Here is a 26,975-nt window from a genome sequence, read left to right as displayed (position 1 = left end):
TATGAGATACCTGAATCGTTTGATAGGGTTGTTGCTGCTGTGGATGTTGGCGGGCAGTGCACTGGCTGCCGCATTGCCGGAGCAGGGTACCCGGGAGAACTACGATCTTGGTACCTACCAGATTTTGCTGGAAGGGGTTCCCGGCACCGGCGGGCTGAGTTACCACATTGAGTTCAACCGCGGTGGCACCGTCTACATAGAGAAGAAGTTCAATGGCGAGGATCTGGCCGAGACCCACCCCTTTACCCGGGTTGGCGACGAGATTCGAATATTGCCTGTGGGTGACTCCCTCATAAAAGACTTCGACCAAGCCACCCTGACGGTACTGGATCATGACAACATCGCGGTCAGCCTCAATGTGCCTGGGGAATCCCTGAAGCTGATGGAGAAGGACACCGAATTTACCCTCTATCGCTGGTACGAGTTTCAGGCCAAGACTCACATCTTGCTGACGCTGATCATCCTTGTGGCGCTCAATGAGTTGTTCCGTTTGGTGAAATGGAGTGGCTTTGCCTTCTTCGTCGGCCTGTCGCTGTTGCTGACGGTCTTCGTCTGGCCCTATCAGGGGGTCGCCTACTGGTTTAAATGGGCCAAGATCTACTCCGTCGTGTCGGCGTCGGTGTTCTTCCTGCTGATGCGCTTTACCCCTTTGCACAAGTACACCTTCGCCAAGCTGTTCTGTGTGGGCTTCCTGGCGCTGAACATCGCCGAGGCGGTGGCCCAGGATTTCACCATGGGCTTTACCCCCAACCTGCTCAACGGCGTCGCCGGAGTGCTGTCGATTCTGACCTGCTACTACGGCTGGAAAGGGATCAAGGCGGACGACTCACCTCAGAAGGATATGGTGTGGCCCAAGATGACCGCCCTTTGGATCATCGCCTACGACGTGTGGAACTTCGTCTATGTCTACCTTAACTTCCCCGCGTCTGCCTCGGCGCAGCTGATGGTGATTGTGGCGGCCACCATTCCGGCGCTGCTCATCAAGGAGGGCACCTGGCTGCAGGCCAGAGCTTATACGTTGGCGGCCTGGTTCATGTTCTACTTCACCTTTACCGAGTTCTACGAGCGCAACTTGTGGATCTTCCCCAGGAACGATGTACTGACCTACTCCCTGGCGCTGCTGAGCCTGGTGCTCAACATCGCCTGCGTGGTGCAGTTGTGGGAGTTCCGCAAACAGCGTCTGGCGCAGCAACAGCCCGCAGCGGCTTGATGCTGGTTTGACCAAGAAAAAGGCCGCCTGATTGGGCGGCCTTTGTGATCCTATGCTCTGGCTTAGCTGTCAGTACTCTCGCCGGCAGCGCCGTCCTGATAGAAGCTGTCTCTGAATGCCTGGAGCCCTTCGTGTACCAGGCTCTGGGTCAGGTCCACATTGTCTTTGATGTCGCCATCCAGTACCTGCAATCCATCGAGAATGCCACGGGCTTCATCGATGCCCTTGTCGACCGCCTCACCAATGACGCTCATAAACCCATCCAGTTGTTCATCGAAGGAAAGGCTGGAGTTTTGCCCCTGGTAGGTCTCGAAGAACTGGGTGGCAAAGCCTACTATGCGATCGGCGGTGGCCTCGGGGGAGTAGTCGACACCGGCTTCCAGCCCTTTCTCGGTGGAGTTCTCCCCCAGGGAGGGGGCCAGGTGCTCATCGATGGCTTCCACGGCGGCGCGATACAGCAAGGCCATAGACTCCTGACCTGAGCTCAGGCTGACTTTTTCCATGGCATTAAGCAGGTTGGCGTTGGTCATCGCCTTGGCGGCCTGGGCCGGACTCTTACTTCTGGCCACCTCGGATACGGCTTTGCCGTGATTGCTGCCATCAGTGGGCTTGTTGCGAGCGACCTGAGAGACCTCGGCCCCATGATTACGTACTTCCATCAATACTGCGCCTCAGTGGATTTCTGTCATTACCCTGTTATCGGCCAAATTGTGTTCGACTTTAACCTTGAATGGCAATCAACCCGGAGGTTAGAAGTGCCACTGCAGGTAGAGGGTGTTGTAGTTGCTCCCCCCTTTGATGCGGCCGAAGGCGGAGGAGCTTTCAAAAATAGAGCTGCGATGGTGAATGCTCCAGCCAAACCACACCTGCTCCAGGGCGGCGCTCTGGAACAGATCCCCCAGATTGAGATCGAAAGAAAAGTCCAGATAGTTCATGAGCTTGGATGGCCGGTAGCCCTTTTCCTCCAGTTCACTGCGCTCAATGTAGGTGGGGCGGCTGACGTAGGAGAGTCCTTCGGCCACCCCGAAGCGCCAGCGCAGTGGCCAGTCGATGGTGTAATAGGCTTTGATCGCCACCACCCCTTCGTAGCTGGTCTTCTGTACCTCCGAGCTGTGGTGATACACCGCTCCCGGGGTGAAGTAGAGATCAATGGGCAGGCCAAACAGGGTATCGGTCAGGGGAATACCGTAGAACACCGACGTGAGCTGATTGTTGTAGGGGTCCTTCTCCCAGTCGAAATTGAGGATCTCCCCCAGGTTGGAGGGCGTGGCCCAGCCATGAGCCACTCTCAGGTAATGGCCTTTGAACTGGTCACGGGTAAAGTACACGCCCTTGCTGTCCGGGTTCGGAAAGAAAGCGATACCTGCGTAGCTCTCCAGGGTGAAGCGTTTATCCAGGGTGGGCAGGTCGCCGGCGCCTTCTCCGAGCATGGAGCCTTCCAACTTGCCGATAAAGTAGAGGTTGCTGATCAGGTGCCAGGAGAGATCGACGCCAGCGCTGACCCCGATATCGGAGCGGCCGCGGCCGGTGTTCAGAGCGTAGTAGTGCTCGACAAATTCACGGCTGCGCCAATCCAGCTGCACCTTGGGCTGCAAGGTCAGGGAGCCGTAATCAGCGTCGAAGCCGTAACGCAGGTGACCATAGCTGCGGCCATGGCTGTTGCTCAGAAGTTCGGTGTCGATGAAGTGGCCGGGCTGGGGGATGTATCGATAGCGGCCACCCAGGTCGAAGCTGTCCTCCTGGATGTCGTTCTGAAATTCCCGGGGGATGTCGAAAAATCGAAACCGGCTAAACAGGGTGGTCTGGTGTTGATCCTGTTGCCAAAGGTGGTAACCCGCTTCCAGTCCGTGGAGGTAGAATTCCTCTCCATGGAAAAACATCAGCGGCACGATGTCGGCAACCTGATCCACCTCGGTGTCGTACGGGATGTCTGCGTACCGCATGCCGATGGCGATGCCCCAATCCGGTTGTGGCGCACTGCCGGGAACGGCCCAGGCCAGGCTGCTGCAGAGAAGGGCCACCGTGCCCATCAACTTCTTCATAGGTGCCAGATTTCACGTCGTTTTGTCCGATATAACCAGCATAAACCTTATGAGTGAAAAAAATCTGAAAAAAATTTGTGGGGCAAATAGAGAGGATCAACAGGGCAGGGCAGTCGTCGCAAACCCTTGGGGTGCCTGGTTTGGACGTCCATACGTCCAAAAGTGGAATTAACCGAAAAGAATGACTGTGGGTTTTCACACACATTTTTCCCTCTTGAAAGCGCCGTGATCTCTGGCACAATCTCAATCCGTGGCATGGTTATCATGCCTCCAAACCAAGGTGCGAACGGGATTTACCCCCAGCGCATAACAGGGAACGCGGTGAGAATCCGCGGCTGTACCTGCAACTGTAATCAGAGCGACCCTTAAAACGCCACTGGGAAACCGGGAAGGAGAGGGTTGGGATGCTGAGAGCCAGGAGACCTACCTCGGTTTGCTGATTTGACTCAAGCGGGTTTCTTGAGCAGATAGCCTGAACGAACAATTTGGAGTATCAAGGTAAGCCACAGGCTTGCCCTCTGAGTCGTACCCATCTGGCTTACGTCTGTTGTATGCGTGCGATCTGTGATGATCGTACCGACCTCTCCTAGAGAGCATTCCCGCGCTTTTAAAACTCTAACTCAAAGGAAACACCATGAGTTTAAAAACGCGCTTCTCCCTGGTTGCCCTGGCTTTGGGCGCCACCTTCTCCGCCTCCGCGACCGAGGACGTGATAGTGGTCACCGGTGACCGCTTTGATTCGGCTCCTGAGCAGCAGCTGACCATCATCAATACCATTGAGCGGGTTGAGATTGAGAAGATCAGCCCCACCTCTGTGGCCGATCTCCTCGAGCGCCTGCCGGGCGTCAGCGTTACCCGCAATGGCGGTGCTGGCCAGAATGCCAGTATCAGCATTCGTGGTGCCAACTCCGATCACGTGCTGGTGCTGGTCGATGGCATTCGCATCAACTCCGCCACCCTGGGTTCGGTCAGCTTCTCCACCATCTCTCCCGAGCAGATTGAGCGCATCGAGGTGGTGAAAGGTCCCCGTGCCTCCGTCTGGGGCAGCGACGCCATCGGCGGTGTTATCCAAATCTTTACCCGTAAGCTGGACCAAGGTCAGTGGTATGCCGGCGCTGCCGTGGGCAGCGATGCCTATGGACGTCTGGCAGCCGGTGTTGGCGTTGGCCATGGAGATGGTCGCACCAGCCTGACCCTTTCTACCGAGCAAGGTGATGGTTTTGATGCCAAGCGTGACGGCGAAGATGACGATGATGGCTTTGATCGCATTACCGCCGGCATCAACGGTGGGCAGACCCTGAACAATCAGTGGCAGCTGAACTGGGTGGGTCAGTACAACACCGGCAACAACGAATACGACAGCTCCTACGGGGGCAACGAAGCAGACTTCGACAACTTCTTGTGGAACCTGGGTGCCCAGTACAACCAGGGCGATTACACCAGCAAGCTGAGTGTAGGCCAGGCTCGCGACTACAACGACAACTTCCGTGATGGCAGCCCAGATCACAGCATCTATGAGACCCGTCGGGAGCAGCTGAACTGGAGCAACCAGTATCTGCCCAGCGATGTGTTGACCCTGATTGGCGGTGTGGATTTCTATAACGAGTCCGTTCGTGGCGACTACGCTCAGGATGAGCGCGACGTCTTGGGCGTTTATGCCCTGGCCCGCGCCGACCTGGATGCCTGGTTGCTGGAAGCCTCGGTGCGCTACGATGATGTGGAGAATATCGACTCCGAGACCTCCTACAACCTCAGCGCCGCCTACCGGTTCGGCAATGGCTGGCGACTGACCGCAGGCCATGGCACCGCCTTTAAAGCCCCGACCTTCAACGACCTCTACTGGCCAGGGTCTGGTAATCCGGATCTGCGTTCAGAGACGGCGAGCAATAGCGACCTGACCCTGAGCTACTCCGGCGACGGCTATAACGCCTACCTGAGCGTGTTCCATAACGACGTGGAGGATCTGATTGACTGGTTCAATACCGGAGTAAAGAATGAGTTCGACTACGACATTTGGGCAGTAGACAATATCGCTGAAGCGCGTTTGCAAGGTATCGAGCTGAGTGTCAACTTCTCTTCTCTCGGCCTTGATCATCAGGTGGCTTATACCTACCTGGACGCCGAAGATAAGCAGAAGGATGAGCAGCTGGAAGGCCGCAGTGAGCACGAGTTTGACTATTCGGCTTCCTACGCCTGGACCCAGTGGGACCTGACTCTGGACTACCACTACCAGGGCAAGCGTAAGGAGAGAGGGGATAACTACCTCGACCCTTACCATAAGGTGGACCTGAGCCTGGGGTATGAGCTCTCGGAAAGCTGGTTTGTGCGCCTGAAGGCCAATAACCTGCTGGATGAGGAGATCATCACCAGCGCCAATTACAATGGTCCGGGTACCGAGTGGTTCCTGAGCGTCAGCTACACCCAGTTCTAACCCAAAACGCGGGCCGCTCTGCGGTCCGCCGGAGGCAGCGCCATGTTTAAGGCATTTGACGACTTACCCCGTACCCCTCAGCCACCCCTGCAACTGGAGGTGGAGAACCTGGGCTGGGGCGATGGCCGCCGAACCATACTTTCCGGGATCAGCTTCAACATATTCCAGGGAGAGTTTGTGGGTCTGCTCGGCCCCAACGGCGTCGGCAAATCCACCTTGCTGCGCTGCCTCTATCGTTACCTCGACCCCACCAGTGGCCGCGTGTTGCTGGGGGGCCGAGACACCCAGACAATGAGTCGCCGCCAGTTTGCCCGAGAGGTGGCGGTGGTGACCCAACACCTGCCTAGCGGATTTTCGATGACCGTGCGTCAATTTCTGACCACGGGCCTGTTGGCCCAGAGTAACTGGTGGCAAAGGCTGGATCGCCGCAAAGAGCGCATCCAGATTGAGGAGATGCTGGAGCGGGTGCAATTGACCGAGATGGCCGATCGCCATTTCGAACTGCTCTCCGGCGGTGAGCGTCAGCGGGTGCTTATCGCCCGCGCCCTGTTGCAGCAACCCAAACTGCTGCTGCTGGATGAGCCCACCAACCATCTGGACATTCGTTACCAGATTGACACCCTCAAGCTGCTTCGTGGCTTGGGGGTGACCGTGGTGGCCTCCATTCATGATCTGAACCTGGCCAGTGCCTACTGCGATCGCCTGTTGCTGCTGCATGAAGGTCGACTGGCCGCCTTCGGCGAACCTGGTCAGGTACTGACCCAGAAACAGATCGCCCAGACCTACGGTGTGGATGCTCGCATCGACCCCCATCCTCAGGGCACTCACCCCAGAATTACCTACGACTACCACAATAGCGACTATGCCCTTGCTTAAACCCGGGCAGCTGATGCTGCTGCTCCTGCCCCTGCTGCTGATCTCTCCTCTGGTGGCCGTGGCCACCGGCTCCGCCGATATAGCTCCCTATGATGTGGCCCAGGCGGTGGCCCGCGCCCTCACCGGTGAGGCGGCCCAGGGTCTGTCAGACCGCATCATCATTGAACTGCGACTGCCCAGGGTGTTGCTGGCCATGCTGTGCGGCGCTGGCCTGGCGGTGTCAGGCTCTGTGCTTCAGAGCGTTACCCGCAATCCCCTGGCCGATCCTTATCTGTTCGGCATCTCCGCCGGCTCCACCCTGGGCGCGGTTCTGGCCCTGACCCTGGGAGTGGCCGGACTCGGCTTGCCTGTGTGCGCCTTCCTGGGATCGCTGATCGCCGTGGCGGTGGTGATGGTGATGGCCAGAGACGGTCAGGTTGAGGGGCTGATCCTGGCCGGTGTGGCCATCTCGTTCCTGCTCTCCTCCTTGGCCAACTTGGCGCTCTATTTCGGCGACAGCCAGGCGATTCAGGCGGTGCTGTTCTGGAGCCTGGGCAGCTTCAGCCGGGCCACCTGGGCCACCCTGTGGATCCCCGGGTTGGTGGTGCTGGTGTCCCTGGTGATCATCCATCAGTTTCAGCGGCCTCTTCAGGCCTTGATGGCGGGGGACGAAAGCGCCCATACCCAGGGGGTGGCGGTGGCGCCACTGCGCTTGGGCATGTTGTTGTTGACCGCGCTGATTACCGCGTCCCTGGTGGCTTATTGCGGTGGCATCGGCTTTGTCGGCCTGATGGTGCCCCACATAGTACGGATGCTTATCGGAGCGGCCAGCGGTGCCACCATAGTGGCCACCGCGGCGTTCGGGGCAGTGATGATGGTGTGGGTGGACCTGCTCGCCCGTCAGCTCCTTGGCAATCAGGAACTGCCGGTTGGGGTGGTGACCGCCATCCTCGGCAGCTGCTTCTTTATCGCTTTGTTGATTAACCGGCGCAGGAGGCTGGCATGAAACAGTTGATCACCGGCGGTGCCCGTTCCGGCAAGAGTGCCTTGGCACAGGCCCGCGCCCTTGAGTGGCAACAGCAAACCGATGGCAAGGTGGTGGTGATCGCCACCGCTACCGCCGAGGGCCAGGAGATGGCGCAGCGCATCGCTCATCACCAGTCTCGCCGTCCCAAGAACTGGCAACTGCTGGAAGCACCCAGGAACCTGGGGGATCTTCTGGCACAGCACAGCCAGCCCAACACCCTGATTATGGTGGATTGCCTGACTCTGTGGCTCTCCAATGAGTTGTTCGGCGGCGACTGGCCCGGGGCCAAAGAGGCGCTGCTCGATACCCTTCCCAGCCTGCCGGGCCCGCTGATCCTCATTGGCAATGAGGTGGGGCAGGGGGTGGTGCCCCTGGGTGAGGGCAATCGCCGTTTCGTGGATGAGTGTGGCTGGCTGCAGCAGCACCTCTCCCCCCTGATGGACAAAGTCACCCTGACCCTTGCCGGTTTGCCCCTGGAACTGAAGGAGTGCCCATGAGAGCTCTGGTCCTGTTGATGATGCTCCTGGCCCTGCCGGCTCAGGCGATGCGCCTGGTGGCCCTCTCTCCCCATTCGGTGGAGATGCTGTTTGAGCTCGGCGCTGGAGAGGAGATCCTGGCGACGGTGGATTACGCCGATTACCCGGAAGCGGCCAAGGCGATCCCTCGCATCGGTCGCTACGATCATATGAACCTCGAGCGTCTGCTTGAGCTGCAGCCGGAACTGGTGGTGATCTCCTTTGAAGACACCTCGGCTCCCATCATCGAGCGGCTGCAAACCCTGGGAATTCCCATGTTTGACAGCAGCGTCACCAGCGTCGACGAGGTGGCCGACAAGCTTGAATCTCTGGGCATGGCCATCGGCCGTGAGGCTCAGGGGCAAAAGAGTGCGGAAGCGTTTCGCACTCGACTGGCACAACTGCGCCAGCAATACAGCCAGGGCGAGCCGGTGAAGGTGTTCTACCAGGTGTGGCCTGAGCCCCTGACCACGGTTTCCGGAGGCTGGATGAACGGCATCCTCGCCGATTGCGGCGCCAGGAACATCTTTGACGACGGCACCGCCGATTACCCCCAGGTGGCCATGGAGCAGGTGCTGATCCGGATGCCTGAGCTCATCCTTAAGCCCCAGTATCACGGCAACAGTAACCAGGAGGCGGTGGCCTGGGAGAGCTGGCCTGAGATCCCTGCGGTCAAGCAGGGGCATGTTATTCAGATCCAGGGGGACCTGGTTCACCGCACCGGCCCCAGGGTGCTCGACGGCATGGCCATGGTGTGCCAGCTGGTGGACAAGGTGCGCCGGGAGTCGGCGCCATGATTCATCTCTATCTGGGCGGCGCCCGCAGTGGCAAGTCCTCCTTGGCGGAGGACAGGGCCTATCGCTGGCCGGGGCAGGTAGTCTATGTGGCTACCGCCCGCAGTCACCCCTCCATGGCTGAGCGCATTGAGCTGCATCGCAAGCGCCGTCCGGTCAGTTGGCATTGCATTGAAGAGCCTCTGGCACTGGCGGAGCTTATCGCCCAGGCCCAAGCCGGCCAGCTTCTGCTGATTGATTGTCTGACTCTGTGGCTGACCAACCAGATGATGGCCGAGGCGGATCTCAATCAGGCCAGGGATCAACTGGTCACTGCCCTGGCTTCGTCGGCGGCAGAGGTGGTGCTGGTGAGCACCGAGGTGGGGCAGGGGTTGATCCCGGACGATCCCATGAGTCAGGCCTTTGTCGCCGCCGCCGGTGAACTGCATCAGGCCATTGCCCAGGAGGCCAACAGCGTCACTTTCTGCCAGGCGGGCCACCCCATCGTATTGAAGGAGCCAGGTGTATGAAGACCCTGTTGACTCTGGTGCGCCACGGTCGCCCCGAACTGGCGGACCGGCTGCTGGGCCGCACCGACCCCGGCCTGACCCCTTTGGGCTGGCAGCAGATGAGACAAAGCTGTCAGGGCTTGGAGGTGGATGCCATCTTCACCTCGCCCCTGGCCCGCTGTGCGGATTTTGCCCAGGCCCTGGGAAGGGAGCGTCAGCTGCCGGTGGAGACCGAACCCAGATTACAGGAGCTGGATTTTGGTGAGTGGGATGGCCTGGATTTTCAAACTCTGTGGCAAAGCACCGATGGCGCGTTCGAACTCTATTGGCAGGAGCCCTGGCAGGAAACGCCCCCCGGCGGTGAGTCTACCGAGTCCCTGCAACAGCGGGTGGAGCAGGCGCTGCTTGAGCTCGGGACCTGCCACAAGGGTAAGAACCTGTTGCTGGTGACCCACGCCGGTGTCATGCGCCTGGTGCTGGCCTGGTTGCTGGAGGGGTCCCGTAAGGGCAATGCCCACCTGAGCCGGGTGACCCTGGGTCACGCGGCACGGATTACCCTGAGTCTGTACCAGGATGAACAGGGCCAGGTGTGGCCTCAACTGGTGGAGCTGTATAACCCCCAGGAGACTTCATGAGCACCGCACAGAACACCATTGTTTTCAATATTCTCAATGGGGCGGCCACCCAGTTGCCGGAGCTGCATAACCTCAGCGACGCCGGTGCGGGCAAAAACCTGATGCATCTGACGCCCACCCGAGACTCGGAGCTGATCTGCTCTGGTGAGGCGCTGACGCCCCTGACCAACGCGCCGGCGCCCACGGCGCTGACCGTCCAGGGCCTTCTGGGAAACGGCGGCATCAGTCCGGCGGTGCTGACCCGGGGGTTGTTGCAACTGCTGGCCTCCAAGGGCTTCAAGGTTGAGTTTCGCAGTTTTAACTTCGGTGTGGCGACCCCGAAAGCGGGCCACTGCGGCTGGCTGGCCTCTGCACGCCACCTTGGCGGAGTCGAAGCCAATACCGAGACCCTGATTGAGCAACACCTTTTACCGGAATTACTGAGTCAGGCGGAGCAGGGGCAGATAAGTATCCTGGCCGAATGCGGCGTTGGCGGCACCACCTTCTCCACCTTGTGGCTCAGGTTGCTGACCGGACTGGGGCTGACCCCGGCGGGCAGCACCAAGGACAGGGCCAAGCTGATGCAGAAACAGGCGCTGCTCTCTCAATTGGAGCAGGAGTATCGCCAGCACAGTCAAACCTTCTGTGTCGATACCCTGCTGGCCAATGAGCGATTTCACGACGCCATTCAGCGAGCGGTCTATCAGACCCTGCATCACTGGCCAGAAGGCTTGCCACTGCCCAGGTTGGCCGGGGGAATGATGTTTGTGGCGCCGCTGTTGGCGGCTCACCGACGCCGCCCCACCTTGACCGGGTCGGTGGATACCACCCGTTGGGTGCTCTCCGGAGAGGGCGAGAAGGTACTGGGGCATCTGCCCGGGCAGTGGCAGCTTCGCCTTAACCGCACAGACTTTAATCAGAGCCGTCACCACTGTCTTAACCTGTATGAACAGGGATTGGTGGTGGAGGGCTGTGGCCTGGGCGGTTGCCTGGTGCTGGCGGAGCAGTTGGGCCTGTCTCAGGCCGAGATCATCGACGGGCTGGACAGGGCCGTCATCGAACACATGAACCGATTCGGGTAACAGCATGAGTGGATTCAAACTGATGGTGCAGGGCACCACCAGCGATGCAGGTAAAAGTGTCATGGTGGCCGGTTTGTGCCGGGTTCTGGCGAGGCGGGGGATCAAGGTTGCGCCCTTCAAGCCACAAAACATGGCACTCAACAGTGCGGTTACCGCCGAGGGCGGCGAGATTGGCCGAGCCCAGGCAGTGCAGGCCCAGGCCTGTGGCCTGGAGCCCAGCGTGCTGATGAACCCGGTGCTGCTCAAACCCAATACAGATACCGGTGCCCAGGTGATTGTCCGGGGTAAGGCGCTTACCGACATGGACGCCCGGGAGTACCACGAAAACAAGCCCAAGCTGATGCAGATGGTGCTGGATACCTTCGAGGAGCTGGGCCAGGGCTATCAGGCTCGCCTGGTTGAGGGGGCCGGCAGCCCGGCAGAGATCAACCTGCGTGAACATGACATCGCCAACATGGGCTTCGCCGAGGCGTCCGACTGCCCTGTGGTGATCGTGGCCGACATCGATCGGGGTGGGGTGTTTGCCCACCTCTATGGCACCTTCGAACTGCTGTCCGACACCGAGAAAGCCAGGGTCAAGGGTTTTATCATCAACCGTTTCCGCGGTGACCCCAGCCTGCTCGATTCCGGCCTGGCCTGGCTGGAGCAGAAGACCGGTGTCCCGGTTCTCGGCGTGGTGCCCTACCTGCGCGGTCTGTATCTGGAGGCGGAGGACGCCATCAATGTGCAGCAGACCGATGAGGACGCCCGATTCAAGGTGGTGGTGCCCGGGTTGCCGCGCATCTCCAATCACACAGATTTTGATGCCCTGCGGTTGCACCCCAAGGTGGACCTGACCTTTGTCCGTCCCGGCAACGACCTGCCCGCGGCGGATCTCATCATCCTGCCCGGCTCCAAGAGCACCCGGGGCGATCTTCAGGCGCTGAGGGATCAGGGCTGGGATCGCCAGATTGCCCGCCACCTGCGCTTCGGTGGCAAGGTGATCGGCATCTGCGGCGGTTACCAGATGCTGGGTCAGCGCATCGAGGATCCCGATGGCGTCGAAGGGGCGCCCGGCAGCAGCGATGGCCTGGGCTATCTGGACCTGGTCACCGTACTCACCGGCGACAAGCGCCTGACCCGGGTGCAGGGAACCCTGTCTCTGGAAGGGGAGAGTGCCCCGGTGACCGGCTACGAGATCCACGCCGGCCGCAGTCAGGTGACCGCCAGCCAGCCCTTCGTGCTGGCCGGTGAGGCCGACGGGGCCATCGACCCTGGCAATCAGATACTCGGTGGTTACCTGCACGGGCTGTTCGATGAACCCCAGGCCTGCAACCTGCTGCTGCGCTGGGCCGGGCTGGAGGCACAGCACGCACAGGCCCAGGATATGGACGCCTTGCGAGAGCAGGGGATCGATCGCCTCGCCGATTGCCTGGAACAGTATCTGGATCTGAACAAAGTGTTTGCCGGTCTTAAGGGGTGGCAGTCATGACCCGTTACAGCTGCCCGGCACTGTTGGTGACGGCTCCGGCCAGTGACAGTGGCAAGACCACTGTGGTGGCCGCCATGGCCCGTTACTGGCGCAATCGGGGTAAGAGGGTGCGGGTGTTCAAGACCGGACCGGATTTTATTGACCCCATCTTCCATGAGGTCGCCAGCGGCCAGCCTGCCTATCAGCTGGATTTGGGGATGATGGGGGAGGCCGCCTGTCGCCGTCACCTGGCCGCGGCCGCCGCCGAAGCCGACCTGATCCTCATCGAAGGGGTGATGGGGATGTTCGACGGCCGCAGCTCCAGTGCCGATCTGGCCGCCCTGTTTGGGGTGCCCGCCATGGCGGTGATCCCGGCGGCCAAGATGGCTCAGACCTTTGGCGCCATCGCCTGCGGCCTGGCCCATTACCGCGAAGACGTCACTCTGTTCGGGGTGGTGGCCAACAAGGTGGGCAGCCCGGGCCATGCCCTGATGCTGGAGGAGAGTCTGCCGGAGGAGATCGCCTTCTGCGGCTGGCTGCCCCGGGATGAGAGCCTGGCATTGCCGGACAGACACCTGGGACTGGTGCAGGCCCGCGAGCTGCCCGATCTGGACGCCTGGCTGGATGCCGCCGCGGCCAAATTGGGCGAGAGCTGCGACATGCCCCTGCCTGAACCCGTACTCTTCGAGCCTGTTCCTGAAGACCCTGTGCTGAAGATGGTAGGGCGGCCCCTGACGGGACGCACCATCGCCGTGGCCGATGACGCCGCCTTCGCTTTTATCTATCGGGACAATCTGGCGCTGTTGACCAGGCTCGGCGCCGAGCTGGTGCACTTCTCGCCCCTGACCGATGAGCTGCCCCAGTGCCACGCCCTCTATCTGCCGGGGGGCTACCCGGAGCTCCATGGTCCGGCTCTCACCGACAATACCCTTCTAATGCAACAGATCCGCGACTTTGCCGATGCCGGTCATCCGGTGGTGGCCGAATGTGGCGGCATGCTCTATCTGCTCGAGCACCTGACCGATAAATGGGGGGAGGGCACAGAGATGCTGGGCGTCCTCCCCGGCAGCGCCCAGATGCAGTCGCGCCTGCAGGGAATTGGCATGCTCAGCGCCGAAATCCAGGGCTTCACCCTTCGCGGTCATTGCTTCCATTACTCCAGCAGCGAGATACAACTTGAGCCCATCGCCACTGCGACCCAGCCCGGGCGTGTGAAAGTGGCCGAGCCCGTTTACCAGCTTGGGGGCGTTGTGGCCTCCTATGTCCACTGGTACTTCCCATCGGCGCCGGCCCTGGTGGCCAACTGGTTTTTAGGGGAGCACCCATGAACCCCAAGTTGATCCTGACCGCCCTGGGGTTTCTGACCCGGCTGAGGATGCCCGCCTGGGTGCCCTTCGACCCGGACAGTGTGGCCCGCTCCGCCCGCTGGTTTGCCCTCATCGGTTTGTTGTTGGGCGCTATAGCCGCAGGGGCTTTGTCTGTGTTGACGCCCTGGCTGGGCCAGCCACTGGCGGTGGTGTCGGTGCTGGTTCTGCTGCTGCTGATCACCGGTGCCTTCCATGAAGATGGTCTGGCGGACACCTTCGACGGCTTCTGGGGCGGCTGGGAACGGGATCGCAAGCTGGCGATCATGAAGGACAGTCAGATAGGCACCTACGGGGTGCTGGCCCTCATTGGCGCCCTGGCCATCAAGGCGGTGGCCCTGACTCAGCTGCACCTGGGACTGGCCATGGTGGCGCTGTTGGTGAGTCATGCTGGCAGCCGGGCGGTGGCCGGACTGGTGCCGGTGCTGCTGCCCTACGCCAGAACCGGGCAGGGCAGTAAGACCCCACAACGCCAGCACTCGCCGGGCTTCGGCGACCAGCTGGCGCTGATGATCTGCGCTGCCCTGCCGCTGCTGATGCTGCCTTATGAGGCGGCGGCGGTGTTGGCGCTGGTGTGGAGTGGTGTCTTTGCTCTGATGACTTGGCTGATGCATCGCCACATCCAGGGCTATACCGGCGATACCCTGGGCGCCACCCAGCAGCTGACCGAGTGTGCCACCCTCATCGCCCTGGTGGCCATGATGAATCAGGGCTGGCTCTGATGAAGCAACTGCTGAACATCACCGTCAATCCCGCCCCGGGCCACCTGTTGAAAGATTGGTCCGAGGCCAGAGAGTGGCTCAGTCGCTGGTCTTTCGACGGCTTCGAATACGCCCCTCATGGGCTTTGGGCCAAAGAGAGTGTGCCGGCGGATCTGGCCGGTGGGTTGCACCTGACCTTCTTTCCCATACTGACGCCGTTCTGGCGCCAGGACTGGCCACAACTGCTCAAGATCTTTGGCGATCGCCAGACCGTAGAGCACTTCTATGGCGGACTGGAGCCCCAGTGCCTGGTGGACACCTATGTGCATCAGCTGAATCTGGCGGCGGATCTGAACATCCCCTACGTGGTGTTCCATCCGGTCACCTGTGACATGGACAACCTGTTCACCCAGGCGTTTCCCTGGCACTGGCGCGAGACTCTGGAGGTGTGCGCCGAGTTGCTCAACGCCGCCCTGGCCCAAAGCCGCTACAAGGGCAAACTGCTGTTCGAGAACCTGTGGTGGCCCGGCAGTTTCCGCCTGGACGACCGCCAGGAGTACGACACTCTGCGTCAACTGGTGAACCATGACAACTGCGGCCTGTGCTTCGACAGCGGTCATCGCATGGCCACCAATACCACCCTCAGAAACGAATCTGACGGCGTCGCCTGGCTGGTGCAGGAGCTCAAGCGGTTGGATCTCAGTCAGGAGATCCACGCATTGCATCTGAACTGCAGCCTCAGCGGCGATTACATCGAGCAGGCAAAACGTCGCAGCGAGCCCTACAAGGGCTGCGCCGATTTCTGGTACGAGCTGGAGGTGGCGCTGAAACACGTCAGCACCATCGACGGTCACCACCCCTTTACTGAGGCGAATCTGCGTCCCCTGGTGGAGGCCTGTGAGCCTGACCATCTGGTGCACGAACTGGCCCAGCACTCGTTGCAGGGCTGGGGCGAGGCCATCGAACAACAACGAACCCTGGTACTCCCATGCTAGACCCTCAGCCCTTGTGGCTTACCCTGATGATCCCCATCCTGGCTCTGCTGTTGGACCGCCTGTTGGGCGAGCCACGCCGCTTTCACCCTTTGGTGGGGCTGGGCCGACTGATCTCCTGGCTCGAGTGCCGGCTCTATCGCCCCAACACCGAACGGGGCGTGCTGGCGGTGGCGTTGCTGCTTCTGCCCCTGGGATTGCTGCTACTGTGGCCGCTGCCCTGGTGGGCTCAGGTGCTGGTGCTCTATCTGGTGTTGGGGAATCGCAGCCTCGGCGAGCATGGGCAGGCGGTGGCCGATGCCCTCAAAGCCGATGATCTGCCCCTGGCCAGGGAGCGGGTGGGTTATATGGTCAGTCGCAAGACCGCCGGACTCAGTGACACCCAGGTGGCGGCGGCCACCATAGAATCTGTACTGGAAAATGGCAATGACGCGGTGTTTGGTGCGCTGCTGTGGTTTTTGATTGCCGGGGTGCCTGGTGCGGTGGCGTTTCGCATCGTCAACACCCTGGACGCCCGCTGGGGCTACAAGAGCCCCCGTTATTTGAACTTTGGCTGGGCCGCGGCCCGCCTGGATGACCTGATGGGCTGGCTTCCCGGGCGGTTAACCGTACTCACCTATGCTCTGCAAGGGCACACCGGACAGGCGATGCGCTGTGCCCGCGAACAGGGCAGGCAGTGCGCCAGCCCCAATGGCGGCCCGGTGATGGCGGCAGGAGCCGCGGCCCTGCAGGTGACCCTGGGCGGCGCCGCCCAATACGATGGCTACAGCTGCGAGAAACCTCAATTGGGGTCGGGGCCGGCGCCCACCGGTGAGTCGGTGCAGCGCGCGGTCAACCTGGTGGACAGGGGCGCCTGGGCCTGGGCAGTGCTGTGTGCCCTGATCGGTTTGCTGCTCTGGGGAGGCCTGTGATGACTGAGCTGAGATCGATAACGCCCTCGGCCCTGCACCATGGTGGTCGGCTACGTCAGGCCGCCGAAGAGTATGGCATCCCCTTCGAGAAGTGGCTGGATCTTTCCACCGGCGTCAGTCCCTGGACCTATCCGGTCGGCGAGATGCCGGTGGCGAGCTGGAACCGGCTGCCCGAGTGTGAAGATGGCCTGGAAGCGGCCGCCCGTAGCTATTATGGCTGCCCATCGCTGTTGCCGGTGGCCGGTTCTCAGGCGGCAATCCAGGCCATACCCAAGCTTTGGCGTGGGCGCATGGAGAGCCAGGGGCGTTGGCAATCCGGCCTCAAAGTTCTTTTACCCAGGGTCGGGTACAAGGAGCACCAGAAAGCCTGGCAGCGCGCCGGTTGGCAGGTGGTTCATTATGAGGGTCACCCGGGCGAAGTCCTGGCCCCGGAGATCGCTGCCTTGGTGGTGATCAACCCCAATAACCCTACCGCAGAGGTTCAGGAAAAGGGGTCATTATTGGCCTGGCACCAACAGCTGCTGTGCCGTCATGGCCTGCTGCTGGTGGATGAGGCGTTCGCCGATGTGGAACCGGCCGAGAGCCTGTCACCCTTGTGCCCTCAGCCTGGTCTGGTGGTGCTGCGTTCCATCGGTAAGTTCTTCGGTCTGGCAGGAATCCGCGCCGGCTTTGTCCTGGCTGAACCCTGGCTGTTGGCACAGCTGACCGATGAGCTGGGGCCCTGGACCCTGGCGGGACCCAGTCGTATCGCCTGTCGCCGAGCGCTGGAAGACAAGGAGTGGCAGGCGCGGCAAGCTGAGCGGCTGACGTCGGCCTCAAATCGCTTGCACCAACAGCTCAAACCCCTGGGGGGCAGACTCTGTGGTACCGGATTGTTTCAGACCCTCTATCACCCCAGGGCGGCGATTTGGCACAAACAGTTGTGTGGTGAAGGGATCTTGGTGCGGCTGACCGATGAGGGGGATGGGCTGAGATTTGGTCTGCCCCTGGATGAGAGTCAGTGGCAACGCCTGGCCGAGGCGCTGCCACTGCTGATCACTTACTCGTGAGGCAATCGGCTGGCCGCTTCTGGCCAGTGCTTCTTGATCTCTGAGTCGATGTAGGCCTTCTTCTCGGCGGTGAGTTTCTCCATGTCGAGCCCCACCGCAGCCTGGACCGCCTCTTTGCTGGAGAGATCCGGGTAGCTCACCTTCTCCACCTTGAGGCGAAGCAGGATCTCACCCAGTTGAGCCCGGGCCTGTTTCGCCTGAGACAGGGCGGTGGTCAGAAGCTCCACCCCCTCTTTAGGATTATGGGCATACAGTCCGTGGGAGGAGACGGCAAAGTCCCAACGCCACTGGCTGTGACGGATGCTCATCAGCGGCTCATCCATAAAGTACCATTCGGCGCCGGCATCCCAGGCCGCCTTGGCCTCGTAGTGGGCCTTGACCAGCAGCATCTCCACTTCGGTCCGCAGCGTGTCGATCTTCTCTTTGTTCACCCTCAGGGCCGCCTCTACGCCGGCCTTGCTGTCGTGGCAGCCGGCACAGGCCTGATCGAAACGATCCAGGGCGTTGCCTACCCGGTGCTCACTGAAGCTCTTGCCGTTTTCACCCTGCTCCTGAGGCATGTGGCAGGTGATGCAGGTGGCTCCCTCCTTGGCGTGGTGGCTTCGGCTCCAGTGCTCAAACTCCGGGTGCCTAGCCTTGAGCATCGGGGTGCGGGAGATGGGGTGGGACCACTCATAGAAACGACGTGTGTCGTAGTAGCGCTCAATGTCATCGGCGGTGCTGCCGAAGATCCAGGGAATGTTGACCTTGTTGTTGGCTTCAGGCTGGAAGTAGTAGGTGACATGACATTGGCCACAGGTCTGGGCACCCTGCATGGCGGCGTTCTGTTCGTTGAAGGGCAGGCTGACCTTGGCCATCGCCTTCTGGGCATGGGGGCGGCTCAGGGTCAGCTTGGTGGAATCGGTTTCATGGCAATCGCTGCAGCCGACGGTGTTGCCCATCTCGGTGCCCAGGTCGGTGAAGTTCTTGCCAGAGAACCCCTCTTCACCCAGCTTGGCCATCATCCTGGGTACATCCGGCCCTTTGCAGGTCCAGCAACTGGCGGACATCCCCTTCTGGCCCTGTGCAGGCGCTACCCCGGTTCTCAGGGTTTGTGCCACGTCTGAGATGGCGAAGCGATGCCCCCTGGGGCTGTGAAACTCTTTTGCGTAGGCACTGCCTGCCCAGAGCACCACCAGTTGGGGGCGCTGAGCCAGCATATCCTCACGCTCGCCCTGGCTTTCCGTGGTCTGCCAGGACTGGTACTCCAGGGGAGCGCGCTCCTTCCAGAAGCTATTGGGGACGGCGTCGGCGGCGTGCAGGCTAAAGCTCAGGGCCGACAGCAGCAGGGGAGTGATGATGCGCATGGGGTTCTCGTTATCTTCTTCTGATTATCTGTAAATTTAGTCGAGGGTGCAGGCCTCGCCTGCACCCACTTCGCTTATCCGGGGCGTCCGTCCAGCCTGGGCTTGCTCAGCATGCCGGTATAGTGCCACAGGAACAAGCCGAAAGCGGCGGTCCACAGGCTGGCGGCCAGCCAGTGCCAGACGACGGTGTTCTCCGGCCAGAGGATGGGACCAAAGGCGCGAATCAGGGCCGCGGCCAGGATCATCATAAATCCAGGTGCCATGGCCGGGCCTTCATAGATGTTGCGGCCGGTATGACCCAGGGAGACCCGCGAGATCATCGACAGACACATGCCGCCGATGGCGCCCACCCCCACCAGATGCAGCATTTGACGCTCCACATGGGGGTTATCCAGGAACAGGGCCATCCCCAGCAGGGCCAGGGCGATGCACAGGTAGCTCAGGTGCAGCGACCACAACATGGGCTCTTTCAGGGTTTTGTGGGGGAACCAACGGGCCTGACGTACCAGTTGCAGAGCACCTGCGGCCACCAGCAGAGCCTGCAGGGCCACGCCGCTCAGGGTATGGGTGACCGAGTTGACGGCCAGCACCGCCAGGGCGATAAACAGAGGCCAGTCCAGATAGGGCAGGGGAGAGGGTTTGCCCCTCTTGATGCGGATGGCGGTGAAAAACGGCACCACCCGACCGCCCACGAAGGTGATCATCAGTGCCATCCACCAGATCATCGCCTGCCACAGGGTGGTGGAGAGCACCATGTCTCTCTGGTAGAGGGCGTAGTAGCTGTAGAGGTTGGCACCGGTGGCCAACAGCAGCAGCAGAGGGAAACCCAGGTTGCGCCACTGATGGACCTTGATGATGGAGTGGCCAATCTTGGCGGCGGTGATCAGCAGGAAGCCGGCGTCGGCCACGGCGGGCAACCACAGGGGAATGGCGGTAGGCAGCATCAGGCTGACCCGTGCCACTAGCCACAGCAAGAACACCAGGGCCAGGGGCCAACCCTTGAGGCCAGGCTGATTGGTCCAGTTCTGGGTGGCGGTCAGCAGGAACCCGGCGACGATGGCCATGGCGAACCCGAACAGCATCTCATGAGGGTGCCACCAGATGGGGATCACCGGGGTAAAGAAGCTAGGGCTCAGAATCGGCGATTGCCCTGGCAGGTACCAGACCAGCAACCACAAGGGGATCAGCAACGCGGCAGCGGCGGCGCCGGCGAGGAACATGGGACGGAAGCCGAGCCGGAACAGCGCCGGGGTCGGATCTTTGAAGTTGGGATCATCGATATTGAGCATAGGGTCACCTGCAAAATTGGGTGTCACTTTGGGCACTGTTAAGAGAAGGCCTAACTCAAACTCTAAAGATGCATTCAAAATGACAGTTATACTTTAGTGAAATACTCGGGAATGCTCAAGAGCTGTCTTAAGGGCTAGGGCAAAGTGTGAACTGGTTCACCAAGTGCCTATTACTTAAGGGGTAAATACCTCCACTCTCCCGGCCGTTGACTGAACAAATACAGGCCAGTTATGCGGCATCAGGCAATAGTTCGGCGATCTAAATTCATACTGTATTTGTATAAGGGGGTGATATTTGGTGGAAAAGTGACCGAAATGGGGCCATGTTATAGGCTTAGGGAGTAGGAAAGGCGGCAGCCATGGCGCCTCAGTTAGGGAAGCGGAACTATGACTCATGTATTTACTCACCCCGATGAGGTAAAACAACGGGTTCACATCGAACTGCCGCTGGTGGCCATCGCCGGCATTCTCACGCTGATGTTTCCGACCTGGGTGGACACCCCCCACTGGTCGCTGATTCTGTTTTGTGCCGCCCTGGGGCTGTGCTGTTTTCGCATGACTTATCAGATCTTGCGACTCATCCCCTACCTCAATACCGAGATTCAGGTGGACCCGGTAGGCTTCACCCTCACCAGTGCCGACGGCAACTTCATCCGTCACCTGTGGCAGGAGGTGGATGACGCCTACTACGACCGCACCTCTCAGGTGATGGTGGTGGAGGACGCCAGGCAGCAGCCGCTGTTTGTGGTGTCAGAGCAGATCAACGATTTCCCGGATCTTGAAAAGGCGATCCGTCAGCACGCGCTGATCTGTCTGTAGTGGAAACCAGGGGAGCATTGAGCTCCCCTTTCCTATCTAGGGCTTGATATAAACGTAGCCCTCTTCCGATTGCAGCCGGATTATCTCCAATGTGCCCGAAGGGACAAACTCAACACCGGCCAATACCTGGTCTTTGCTGAGTTCCCTGAATCGCAACGTGGAGGCGCAGAAACGGAACTGCACCCCTTTCTCCATCAGAGCCTCCACTCTGGGAGCGTAAGCCTTGTCATCCCTGTCCGCTTCCCCCTTGAGCAGGAAGTCTACGCCGCCGGCATAGGCGACCAGAGTGATCTTCATCTCCGGATTGAGGCGAAGATGATCCTGGGCCATGTAGAGGGCGAAGCGTCCCTGGGTGGGATCATCGATATGGAAGACAACCTTGGTTGGCTGGGCTAGGGCTGCCATGGGAAGCAGCAGCATGAGCAGACTGGTGCGGATGATGGTCATGGTGTTTCCTCCCCCCGCAATCGGGGCAGATGGAAGGTCACATTTAACTCTAGATAGTGTCCGGATCCGCGGCAAGGAGGAGCGGCAAAAACCGAAGCGGACCTGGATCACGCCCTGAAGTACTCGCCAAAATCACTTCAACTTTCCACAGTGTTTCCCTCAAAGCCAGTTTCTACAATGGCCCCAGCAAGGGAGCCATACGTGCCGCTGCCAACTGGCCGCGAAGGGAACCGGATGAGAGATCCGGGCTGTACCCGCAACTGTAATCGGCCCTACCAACAGGTAACGCACCGCTGAAACGCCACTGGCCCAGGCCGGGAAGGGCAGCGGAGCGCGAGTCGTAAGCCAGGAGACCTGCCCTTGCTGTCGTGCTGGATCCCGGGGCGGGCCTACCCCTGGAGCAGCCAGTCTCTGGCGCCAGCAACAGTTCAGGACATTGGCCGTCCACAGTGCCCTTGGGCACGAAAGGAAATTCACCTCCATGAAACCCCTTAAGATTGCGGCCGCCGCTGCTCTTCTTAGCGCCAACCTCTCTGCGGCGCCTCTCAATGAATCGGATCACTCCAGCGCCATTGTCCTGGCGGCTTTCGGCACCACCTATGATTCCGCGCTCAGTTCACTTCTGCAGATTCAGCAGGATGTGCAGGCGGCTTACCCGGACACTCCGGTGCATTTTGCCTTTACCTCCAACATCATTCGTAAGCGCTGGCAGGCCCGCCGTGATGATGCCCAGTACCGGGCGGCTCACCCTGAGGTCCCGGAATCCCTCTATTCGGTGAAGAACGTACTGGGCACCCTGGCGGACCTACAGGACCAGGGCTATCGCGACATTGTGGTACAGACCACCCTGCTGACCCATGGGGAGGAGTTCACCGACCTGTTGGCCTACACCGATGCCCTGGCCGGCATCGACACCGTTAAGGCCAGATGGAAGCCGTTCAACAGGATCGCCGTAGGCCGTCCCTTGATGGGCAGCTGGGGTCCGGCATTCGAATATCGGGAGGATCTGGCCAAGTTGGCCGAGTCGCTCTCGGCAGACGTGGCGATGGCGAAAGAGCAGGGCGCGGCACTGGTCTACATGGGCCACGGCAATGACCACCTGTCCACCGGTCTCTACTACGAACTTGAGGAGCTGATGAACCAGCAGTATCCCCAGGTCAGCACTTATGTGGGCCTGGTGGAGGGACACCCCGATTTCGACCGCCTCAAGTCCCGCTTGAGCGAGGATGGCGTCACCAAGGTGGTGCTCAAGCCGATGATGGTGGTGGCAGGAGACCACGCCACCAATGACATGGCCGGCGACGAAGAGGACTCATGGAAGGTTCAGCTCCTGGGCGCGGGCATCGAGGTGACGCCGGTGCTCAAGGGGCTGGGCGAAACCCCACAAGTGCGCCAGCGCTACCTGACACACCTGGCCGACGCTGCAGATGCAGCGGGCATTGTATTGAACTGATCCCTTCGCCGGGCTGAGGGTCAGCCCGGCATTTTGGAGAGCCATGATGACCTTTGAACCCAGCCCGGTGCTGGAGGGGGCCCAACTGACGCGCACCTTTGGTAAGCGCAGGGCCGTGAACGATGTCAGCTTCTCACTCGTTTCTGGCGAGTTTTGTGCTCTGTTGGGCCCCAACGGTGCGGGAAAGACCACGCTGATTAAGATGCTCACCGGGTTGTTGCAACCGGACTGTGGCGAGATTCGCTACATGGGGGAGCCCTACAGCAGCGATCGACTGGCTCTGAAGCGCCTGATTGGGGTGGTGCCTCAGCACAACAACCTGGACCGCGAGCTTAGCTGCGCCGAGAACCTTAAGGTGCATGGGCTGCTGTATGGCATGCGGGGCCAGCAGTTGAAATCCGCCGTCGATCGCAGCCTGGCCTTTGCCGAACTGATGGAGCAAAGAGAGGTGACCGCCGACAAGCTCTCCGGCGGGATGAAGCGGCGGCTGGTGATCGCCCGTGCCCTGATGCACAAGCCGAAAATCCTGTTTCTGGATGAGCCCAGTGTGGGACTGGATCCCCACAGTCGCCGCAGCATGTGGCAGTTTCTCAGCCGCATCAACCGGGATCAGGAGTGCACAATTTTGCTGACAACCCACTACCTGGAGGAGGCGGAGCGACTGGCTTCCCGGGTGCTGTTTATCGATAAGGGCAGGGTCATCGCCGACGGCGATGTCACCAGCCTGACTCGGGCCTTGGGGCCCTTTGCCCTCGAGCGTGTGGGGGAGGGCAACCGGGTGGAGTTCTTCGACAGCCGCGAGCTGGCCTTGTCCCGCCTGGGAGAGATAGAGGAGTCCGGCAGCGTGCGCCCCACCACCCTGGAGGATGCGTTTTTACAGATGACGGGCACTCGGTTGGTGACCCATGGTTGATGGCATTGTTGGAATCTATTATCGGGAGGTACGCGTGCTCTCCCGCAAGTTGCCCCGGGTGGTGCTGGCGGCGGCGGTGCCCCCCTTCCTCTACCTGATGGCCTTCGGCTTTGGTGTGGGCAAGGACTCAGTAGTTCAGGGAACCGACTACCTGAGTTTCCTGCTGCCCGGATTGCTGGCCATGGCCAGCATGAACCAGAGCTACAACATTGCCACGGAGATCAACATCAGCCGCTTCTATCTGAAGATTTTCGAGGAGTTTCTGTTGGCGCCGGTTCAGCGCTGGCAGGTGCTGGTGGCGGAGATGCTCTACGGCGTTACCCGGGGGATGATCCCGGTGGCGATCATCATGGTCTATGCGGTGCTGTGTGGCATTCAGCTGAGTTTTGGCCTGGGATTCTGGTTTTCTCTGCTGCTGCACCTGGCAGCGTTTGCCCAGATCGGTTTTATCGTGGCACTGAAGATGAAAAACCACAGGGACCAGGCGTCGATGAACGCCTTTGTCATCACCCCAATGATGTTCCTCTCCGGCACCTTCTTTCCTGTTGAGCAGATGCCACTGCTGATTCAGTGGGTCGCGACACTCTCGCCCCTGACCTACAGCGCCGATCTGCTGCGCCACGCCCTGCTGGGGCAAAGCCTCGACCTGCTGTCCATGGGGATTCTGGCGGGACTCAACCTGGCGTTGGCGGCGGTGGCGCTGCACACCCTGAAGAGGATGGAGCCTTGAGGACCCTCAGCCTGGTGTTACTGCTGCTGGCCTGCGGCGGGGCGACCCTGGCCGGTCCCCAGTGGCTGAACCCCCTGGAACTGGATGAGGTGGGCAGAGGCATAGTGACCGAGCTGCGTTTGCCCAGGGTGCTGTTTGCCGCTCTCATCGGAGCCATGCTGGGGCTCTCCGGCAGTGTCTATCAGTTGACTCTGAAAAACCCCCTGGCGGACAGCTTCACCACCGGCGCGGCGTCCTCCTCGGCACTGGGGGCGGTGCTGGCCATCGCCCTGGGCGTGCCGGGCCACTGGGTCGCTTTGTGCGCCTTTGCCACCGGACTGGGCGGCCTTGGCCTGGTGTATCGCCTGTCCCAGACCCGGGGGCGCATCAATCCCATCACCATGATCCTGGCCGGGGTGGTGATGAACATTGTCGCCTCCGCCATCATCAGCTTCTCCAAGTACTACTTCGAGGACTCCCTCAATGCCATTGTCTACTGGCTGATGGGAGGGATCTTCCTGGTGAGCTGGGACAGGCTGGTGTTGTGTGCCGCTCTGCTGGCCGGGGTCTATCTCTTCCTCAGCCGCCGGGCCCAGGCGCTGAACCTGCTCAGCCTGGATGAGGCGTCGGCTCAGAGTCTGGGCGTCAACGTCAAGCAGCTGCGCAGTTGGGCCTTTGTCCTCTCTACCCTGATGGTGTCGGTGGCGGTGAGCTTCTCCGGCATCATCGGCTTCGTCGGGCTGATTGTGCCCCATGTGGCCCGCAGTCTGTTCGGCAGTGACATGAAACTCAACCTGTTCTATTCGGCGGTGATGGGCAGTGGCCTGCTGGTGGCCTCCGACGCCCTGTCTCGCACGGTGATCCCCGGTGGCGCCGAGCTGCCGGTGGGGATCATCACCGCCATCTTAGGCGGCGGATTCTTCTTCTATCTGCTTCAAACCCGTCGCGAGGCACTGTGGCATGGCTGAGATCCTACTGACTCAACTGTCGTTTCACCGCTCCGGTTTCCAGCTGGAGCTCGACCACCTGGTGATTGCACCGGGAGAGAAGGTGGCCCTGATGGGCGAGAACGGCTGCGGCAAAAGCACCCTGTTGTCCCTGATGACTGGCCTGACCCAGCCCCGGGCGGGCAGTATCGCCTATGGCGGCCGCGAGCTGGCAGCGATCCCTTTCGGCGAGCGCGCTCAGACCTTCTCCCTGCTGGCCCAGTTCTCCGAGGTCTCCTTCCCCTTTACCGTGGAGGAGGTGGCCCTGATGGGGCGTTTTGCCCACCTGGGGCCCCAGGGCTACAGCCAGGAGGACCGGGCACTCAGCCTCAGCAACCTGGAGCGGGTGGACATGCTGAGGTATCGCCATCGCAGCTACGGAGAGCTGTCCGGTGGTGAGCAGAGGCGGGTGATGCTGGCCCGCGTGCTGAACCAGCAGACGCCGGTGATCTTTCTTGATGAGCCCAGCGCCAGCCTGGATGTGCGCCATACCCTGGAAATCTTTGCCCATCTGGCCAGCCTGGATGCCACCGTGGTGACTGCGGTGCACGACATCAATCTGGCTTATGACCATTTTGACCGCTTCCTGTTTTTCAAGCAGGGGCAGTTGCTGTTTGACGTACCCCGAGCAGGGGTGACTCCGGAAATATTATCAGAGGTGTACGATGTATCGGTGTCTGTGGATTCTCGCGCTTTTGCTTTTCGCCGCCACCGCCCAGGCCCATGAGCGGGTGGTGCTGCTGGCACCGGCGGCGGGGGATCTGTTTCAGCGGCTGGGGCAGGCCCACAAGGTGGTGGGCGTCACCCGGTCCAACGAGGATTTTCCCCATGCCCTTAAAGTGGGCAGTCACATCAAGCCCAACCTGGAGCTGGTGCGCAGCCTCAATCCGGACCTGATTGTGCTGGGCTCGGAGCGCTTTTTCAGCTCAGAGATGCAGAGCCTGGTGGGGGCGAAAATCCTGATCTATAACCCGGTGACCCTGGACGGGGTACTCAGTGGGGTGACGGAGCTGGGTCAGGCCCTGGAGTGTCAGCCCAGGGCTGCCCGGCTTGTTGCCGAGCTCAGCGCCTTGCGAGCGCAACTGCGGCCTGTGCCCAGGGCCCCTGGAGTGATCTTTGAGGTTACCGAGATGCCCCTGACCATTGCAGGTCGGGGCAACATTGTCGCCGACATCATCAAGGCCGCCGGGGGAGAGTTGTTGGCCCCCTCCAGTCGCAAACTGATCAAGTTCAGTCCGGAAGCGGTGCTGATGAATCGCCCGGATCTCTACCTCTATCAGGTGGGCCCGATGAACCGCAGTCCCTCAAAGCCTTTGAGCCGGCCCCACTACGCCAGACTCAAGGCGAAAGAGGTCGTGGTGGATCAGCTCGCTTTCTCCCGGGCCAATGGCCACTCCTTTGACCTGGCCCTGGAGCTTAACCGCCTGTTTTTGGACGAGGAGTCTTCGCTGAAGCCCAATTTGTAGACAGAATTCGGTTCGCCCAGGC

General features: G+C 60.8%; 27 protein-coding genes and 2 riboswitches. Of the genes, 22 read left to right on the top strand and 5 right to left on the bottom strand.

The genetic code is table 11. The annotated features are described in order from the left end of the window. Nucleotide 1 precedes the first annotated feature (1 nt). The gene (locus QUE41_RS11910) at nt 2–1,210 is read left to right on the top strand and encodes a DUF5692 family protein (protein WP_286339263.1); all 1,209 of its coding nucleotides are present in this window, start codon (nt 2–4) and stop codon (nt 1,208–1,210) included. Nucleotides 1,211–1,272: 62 nt separating this feature from the next. Here the strand turns inward: QUE41_RS11910 and QUE41_RS11905 are convergent, their stop codons facing one another. Together QUE41_RS11905 and QUE41_RS11900 are read right to left on the bottom strand one after the other, a co-directional pair. Then, nucleotides 1,273–1,869 carry a DUF5610 domain-containing protein gene (locus QUE41_RS11905; RefSeq protein ID WP_286339262.1) on the bottom strand — a complete coding sequence of 199 codons (597 nt, stop codon included), beginning with the start codon at nt 1,867–1,869 and terminating at the stop codon, nt 1,273–1,275. Nucleotides 1,870–1,959: 90 nt separating this feature from the next. Beyond that, nucleotides 1,960–3,252 (bottom strand): MipA/OmpV family protein, encoded by a 1,293-nt coding sequence (locus QUE41_RS11900; RefSeq protein ID WP_286339261.1) that lies wholly within the window; start codon nt 3,250–3,252, stop codon nt 1,960–1,962. A gap of 261 nt (nt 3,253–3,513) precedes the next feature. Continuing rightward, nucleotides 3,514–3,697, top strand: a riboswitch (cobalamin riboswitch). Between the two features lie 189 nt (nt 3,698–3,886). Here QUE41_RS11900 and QUE41_RS11895 point away from each other — a divergent pair. The 14 genes from QUE41_RS11895 to cobD are packed head-to-tail and all read left to right on the top strand — an operon-like array spanning nt 3,887 to nt 17,525. Beyond that, entirely contained in the window at nt 3,887–5,683 is a 1,797-nt protein-coding gene (locus QUE41_RS11895) for a TonB-dependent receptor domain-containing protein (protein ID WP_286339260.1), read from the top strand. Nucleotides 5,684–5,725: 42 nt separating this feature from the next. Further along, on the top strand, nt 5,726–6,559 hold the full coding sequence (locus QUE41_RS11890; RefSeq protein ID WP_286339259.1) for an ABC transporter ATP-binding protein: 834 nt from the start codon (nt 5,726–5,728) through the stop codon (nt 6,557–6,559). Continuing rightward, nucleotides 6,546–7,544 (top strand): FecCD family ABC transporter permease, encoded by a 999-nt coding sequence (locus QUE41_RS11885; protein ID WP_286339258.1) that lies wholly within the window; start codon nt 6,546–6,548, stop codon nt 7,542–7,544. Before QUE41_RS11890 ends, QUE41_RS11885 begins: the two co-directional genes overlap by 14 nt. After that, nucleotides 7,541–8,062, top strand: coding sequence for a bifunctional adenosylcobinamide kinase/adenosylcobinamide-phosphate guanylyltransferase (cobU, locus tag QUE41_RS11880; RefSeq protein ID WP_286339257.1), 522 nt, complete (start codon nt 7,541–7,543; stop codon nt 8,060–8,062). The genes QUE41_RS11885 and cobU (QUE41_RS11880) overlap by 4 nt, the downstream gene beginning before the upstream one ends. Next, nucleotides 8,059–8,877 (top strand): cobalamin-binding protein, encoded by an 819-nt coding sequence (locus QUE41_RS11875; protein WP_286339256.1) that lies wholly within the window; start codon nt 8,059–8,061, stop codon nt 8,875–8,877. The genes cobU (QUE41_RS11880) and QUE41_RS11875 overlap by 4 nt, the downstream gene beginning before the upstream one ends. After that, nucleotides 8,874–9,383, top strand: coding sequence for a bifunctional adenosylcobinamide kinase/adenosylcobinamide-phosphate guanylyltransferase (gene cobU / locus QUE41_RS11870; RefSeq protein WP_286339255.1), 510 nt, complete (start codon nt 8,874–8,876; stop codon nt 9,381–9,383). The genes QUE41_RS11875 and cobU (QUE41_RS11870) overlap by 4 nt, the downstream gene beginning before the upstream one ends. After that, complete coding sequence (locus tag QUE41_RS11865) at nt 9,380–9,997, top strand: histidine phosphatase family protein (protein WP_286339254.1); 618 nt, start codon at nt 9,380–9,382, stop codon at nt 9,995–9,997. The genes cobU (QUE41_RS11870) and QUE41_RS11865 overlap by 4 nt, the downstream gene beginning before the upstream one ends. Next, nucleotides 9,994–11,058 carry a nicotinate-nucleotide--dimethylbenzimidazole phosphoribosyltransferase family protein gene (locus QUE41_RS11860; protein WP_286339253.1) on the top strand — a complete coding sequence of 355 codons (1,065 nt, stop codon included), beginning with the start codon at nt 9,994–9,996 and terminating at the stop codon, nt 11,056–11,058. The genes QUE41_RS11865 and QUE41_RS11860 overlap by 4 nt, the downstream gene beginning before the upstream one ends. Before the next feature lie 4 nt (nt 11,059–11,062). Further along, nucleotides 11,063–12,529 carry a cobyric acid synthase gene (locus QUE41_RS11855; RefSeq protein WP_286339252.1) on the top strand — a complete coding sequence of 489 codons (1,467 nt, stop codon included), beginning with the start codon at nt 11,063–11,065 and terminating at the stop codon, nt 12,527–12,529. Next, complete coding sequence (locus QUE41_RS11850) at nt 12,526–13,836, top strand: cobyrinic acid a,c-diamide synthase CobB (protein WP_286339251.1); 1,311 nt, start codon at nt 12,526–12,528, stop codon at nt 13,834–13,836. Before QUE41_RS11855 ends, QUE41_RS11850 begins: the two co-directional genes overlap by 4 nt. Then, nucleotides 13,833–14,594 (top strand): adenosylcobinamide-GDP ribazoletransferase, encoded by a 762-nt coding sequence (gene cobS / locus QUE41_RS11845; protein WP_028111089.1) that lies wholly within the window; start codon nt 13,833–13,835, stop codon nt 14,592–14,594. The genes QUE41_RS11850 and cobS overlap by 4 nt, the downstream gene beginning before the upstream one ends. Next, on the top strand, nt 14,594–15,568 hold the full coding sequence (locus QUE41_RS11840; RefSeq protein WP_286339250.1) for a TIM barrel protein: 975 nt from the start codon (nt 14,594–14,596) through the stop codon (nt 15,566–15,568). Before cobS ends, QUE41_RS11840 begins: the two co-directional genes overlap by 1 nt. After that, nucleotides 15,562–16,476 (top strand): adenosylcobinamide-phosphate synthase CbiB, encoded by a 915-nt coding sequence (gene cbiB, locus QUE41_RS11835; RefSeq protein WP_286339249.1) that lies wholly within the window; start codon nt 15,562–15,564, stop codon nt 16,474–16,476. The genes QUE41_RS11840 and cbiB overlap by 7 nt, the downstream gene beginning before the upstream one ends. Continuing rightward, the gene (gene cobD / locus QUE41_RS11830) at nt 16,476–17,525 is read left to right on the top strand and encodes a threonine-phosphate decarboxylase CobD (RefSeq protein ID WP_286339248.1); all 1,050 of its coding nucleotides are present in this window, start codon (nt 16,476–16,478) and stop codon (nt 17,523–17,525) included. Before cbiB ends, cobD begins: the two co-directional genes overlap by 1 nt. Here the strand turns inward: cobD and QUE41_RS11825 are convergent. Continuing rightward, complete coding sequence (locus tag QUE41_RS11825) at nt 17,516–18,871, bottom strand: ammonia-forming cytochrome c nitrite reductase subunit c552 (protein ID WP_028111092.1); 1,356 nt, start codon at nt 18,869–18,871, stop codon at nt 17,516–17,518. The two genes, cobD and QUE41_RS11825, sit on opposite strands and share 10 nt — an antisense overlap. 74 nt (nt 18,872–18,945) lie before the next feature. After that, a complete protein-coding gene (locus QUE41_RS11820; RefSeq protein WP_028111093.1) occupies nt 18,946–20,160 on the bottom strand; it encodes an NnrS family protein in 1,215 nt (404 codons plus the stop codon). A 387-nt stretch (nt 20,161–20,547) separates the two neighbouring features. Here QUE41_RS11820 and QUE41_RS11815 point away from each other — a divergent pair, with 387 nt between their 5' ends. Then, entirely contained in the window at nt 20,548–20,979 is a 432-nt protein-coding gene (locus tag QUE41_RS11815; protein WP_286339247.1) for a hypothetical protein, read from the top strand. A 36-nt stretch (nt 20,980–21,015) separates the two neighbouring features. On the opposite strand, the gene QUE41_RS11810 is transcribed toward QUE41_RS11815, so the two are convergent. Next, entirely contained in the window at nt 21,016–21,426 is a 411-nt protein-coding gene (locus tag QUE41_RS11810; protein ID WP_286339246.1) for a DsrE family protein, read from the bottom strand. A gap of 173 nt (nt 21,427–21,599) precedes the next feature. Further along, a riboswitch (cobalamin riboswitch) is annotated at nt 21,600–21,802 on the top strand. A gap of 105 nt (nt 21,803–21,907) precedes the next feature. Here QUE41_RS11810 and QUE41_RS11805 point away from each other — a divergent pair. The 6 genes from QUE41_RS11805 to QUE41_RS11780 are packed head-to-tail and all read left to right on the top strand — an operon-like array spanning nt 21,908 to nt 26,953. Then, nucleotides 21,908–22,879 carry a sirohydrochlorin cobaltochelatase gene (locus QUE41_RS11805; protein ID WP_286339245.1) on the top strand — a complete coding sequence of 324 codons (972 nt, stop codon included), beginning with the start codon at nt 21,908–21,910 and terminating at the stop codon, nt 22,877–22,879. A 43-nt stretch (nt 22,880–22,922) separates the two neighbouring features. After that, complete coding sequence (locus tag QUE41_RS11800; protein WP_286339244.1) at nt 22,923–23,792, top strand: ABC transporter ATP-binding protein; 870 nt, start codon at nt 22,923–22,925, stop codon at nt 23,790–23,792. Next, complete coding sequence (locus tag QUE41_RS11795; protein WP_286339243.1) at nt 23,785–24,522, top strand: ABC transporter permease; 738 nt, start codon at nt 23,785–23,787, stop codon at nt 24,520–24,522. Before QUE41_RS11800 ends, QUE41_RS11795 begins: the two co-directional genes overlap by 8 nt. Beyond that, entirely contained in the window at nt 24,519–25,469 is a 951-nt protein-coding gene (locus tag QUE41_RS11790) for a FecCD family ABC transporter permease (RefSeq protein ID WP_286339242.1), read from the top strand. The genes QUE41_RS11795 and QUE41_RS11790 overlap by 4 nt, the downstream gene beginning before the upstream one ends. Next, a complete protein-coding gene (locus tag QUE41_RS11785; protein ID WP_286339241.1) occupies nt 25,462–26,214 on the top strand; it encodes an ABC transporter ATP-binding protein in 753 nt (250 codons plus the stop codon). The genes QUE41_RS11790 and QUE41_RS11785 overlap by 8 nt, the downstream gene beginning before the upstream one ends. After that, nucleotides 26,183–26,953, top strand: a complete 771-nt coding sequence (locus QUE41_RS11780) for an ABC transporter substrate-binding protein (protein WP_286339240.1) — start codon at nt 26,183–26,185, stop codon at nt 26,951–26,953. Before QUE41_RS11785 ends, QUE41_RS11780 begins: the two co-directional genes overlap by 32 nt. Nucleotides 26,954–26,975 lie beyond the last annotated feature (22 nt).

This window comes from Ferrimonas sp. YFM, assembly GCF_030296015.1.
GTDB lineage: Bacteria > Pseudomonadota > Gammaproteobacteria > Enterobacterales > Shewanellaceae > Ferrimonas.
The sequence above is the reverse complement of the archived record's forward strand: the minus strand, read 5'-3'. Positions and strand labels throughout refer to the sequence as shown.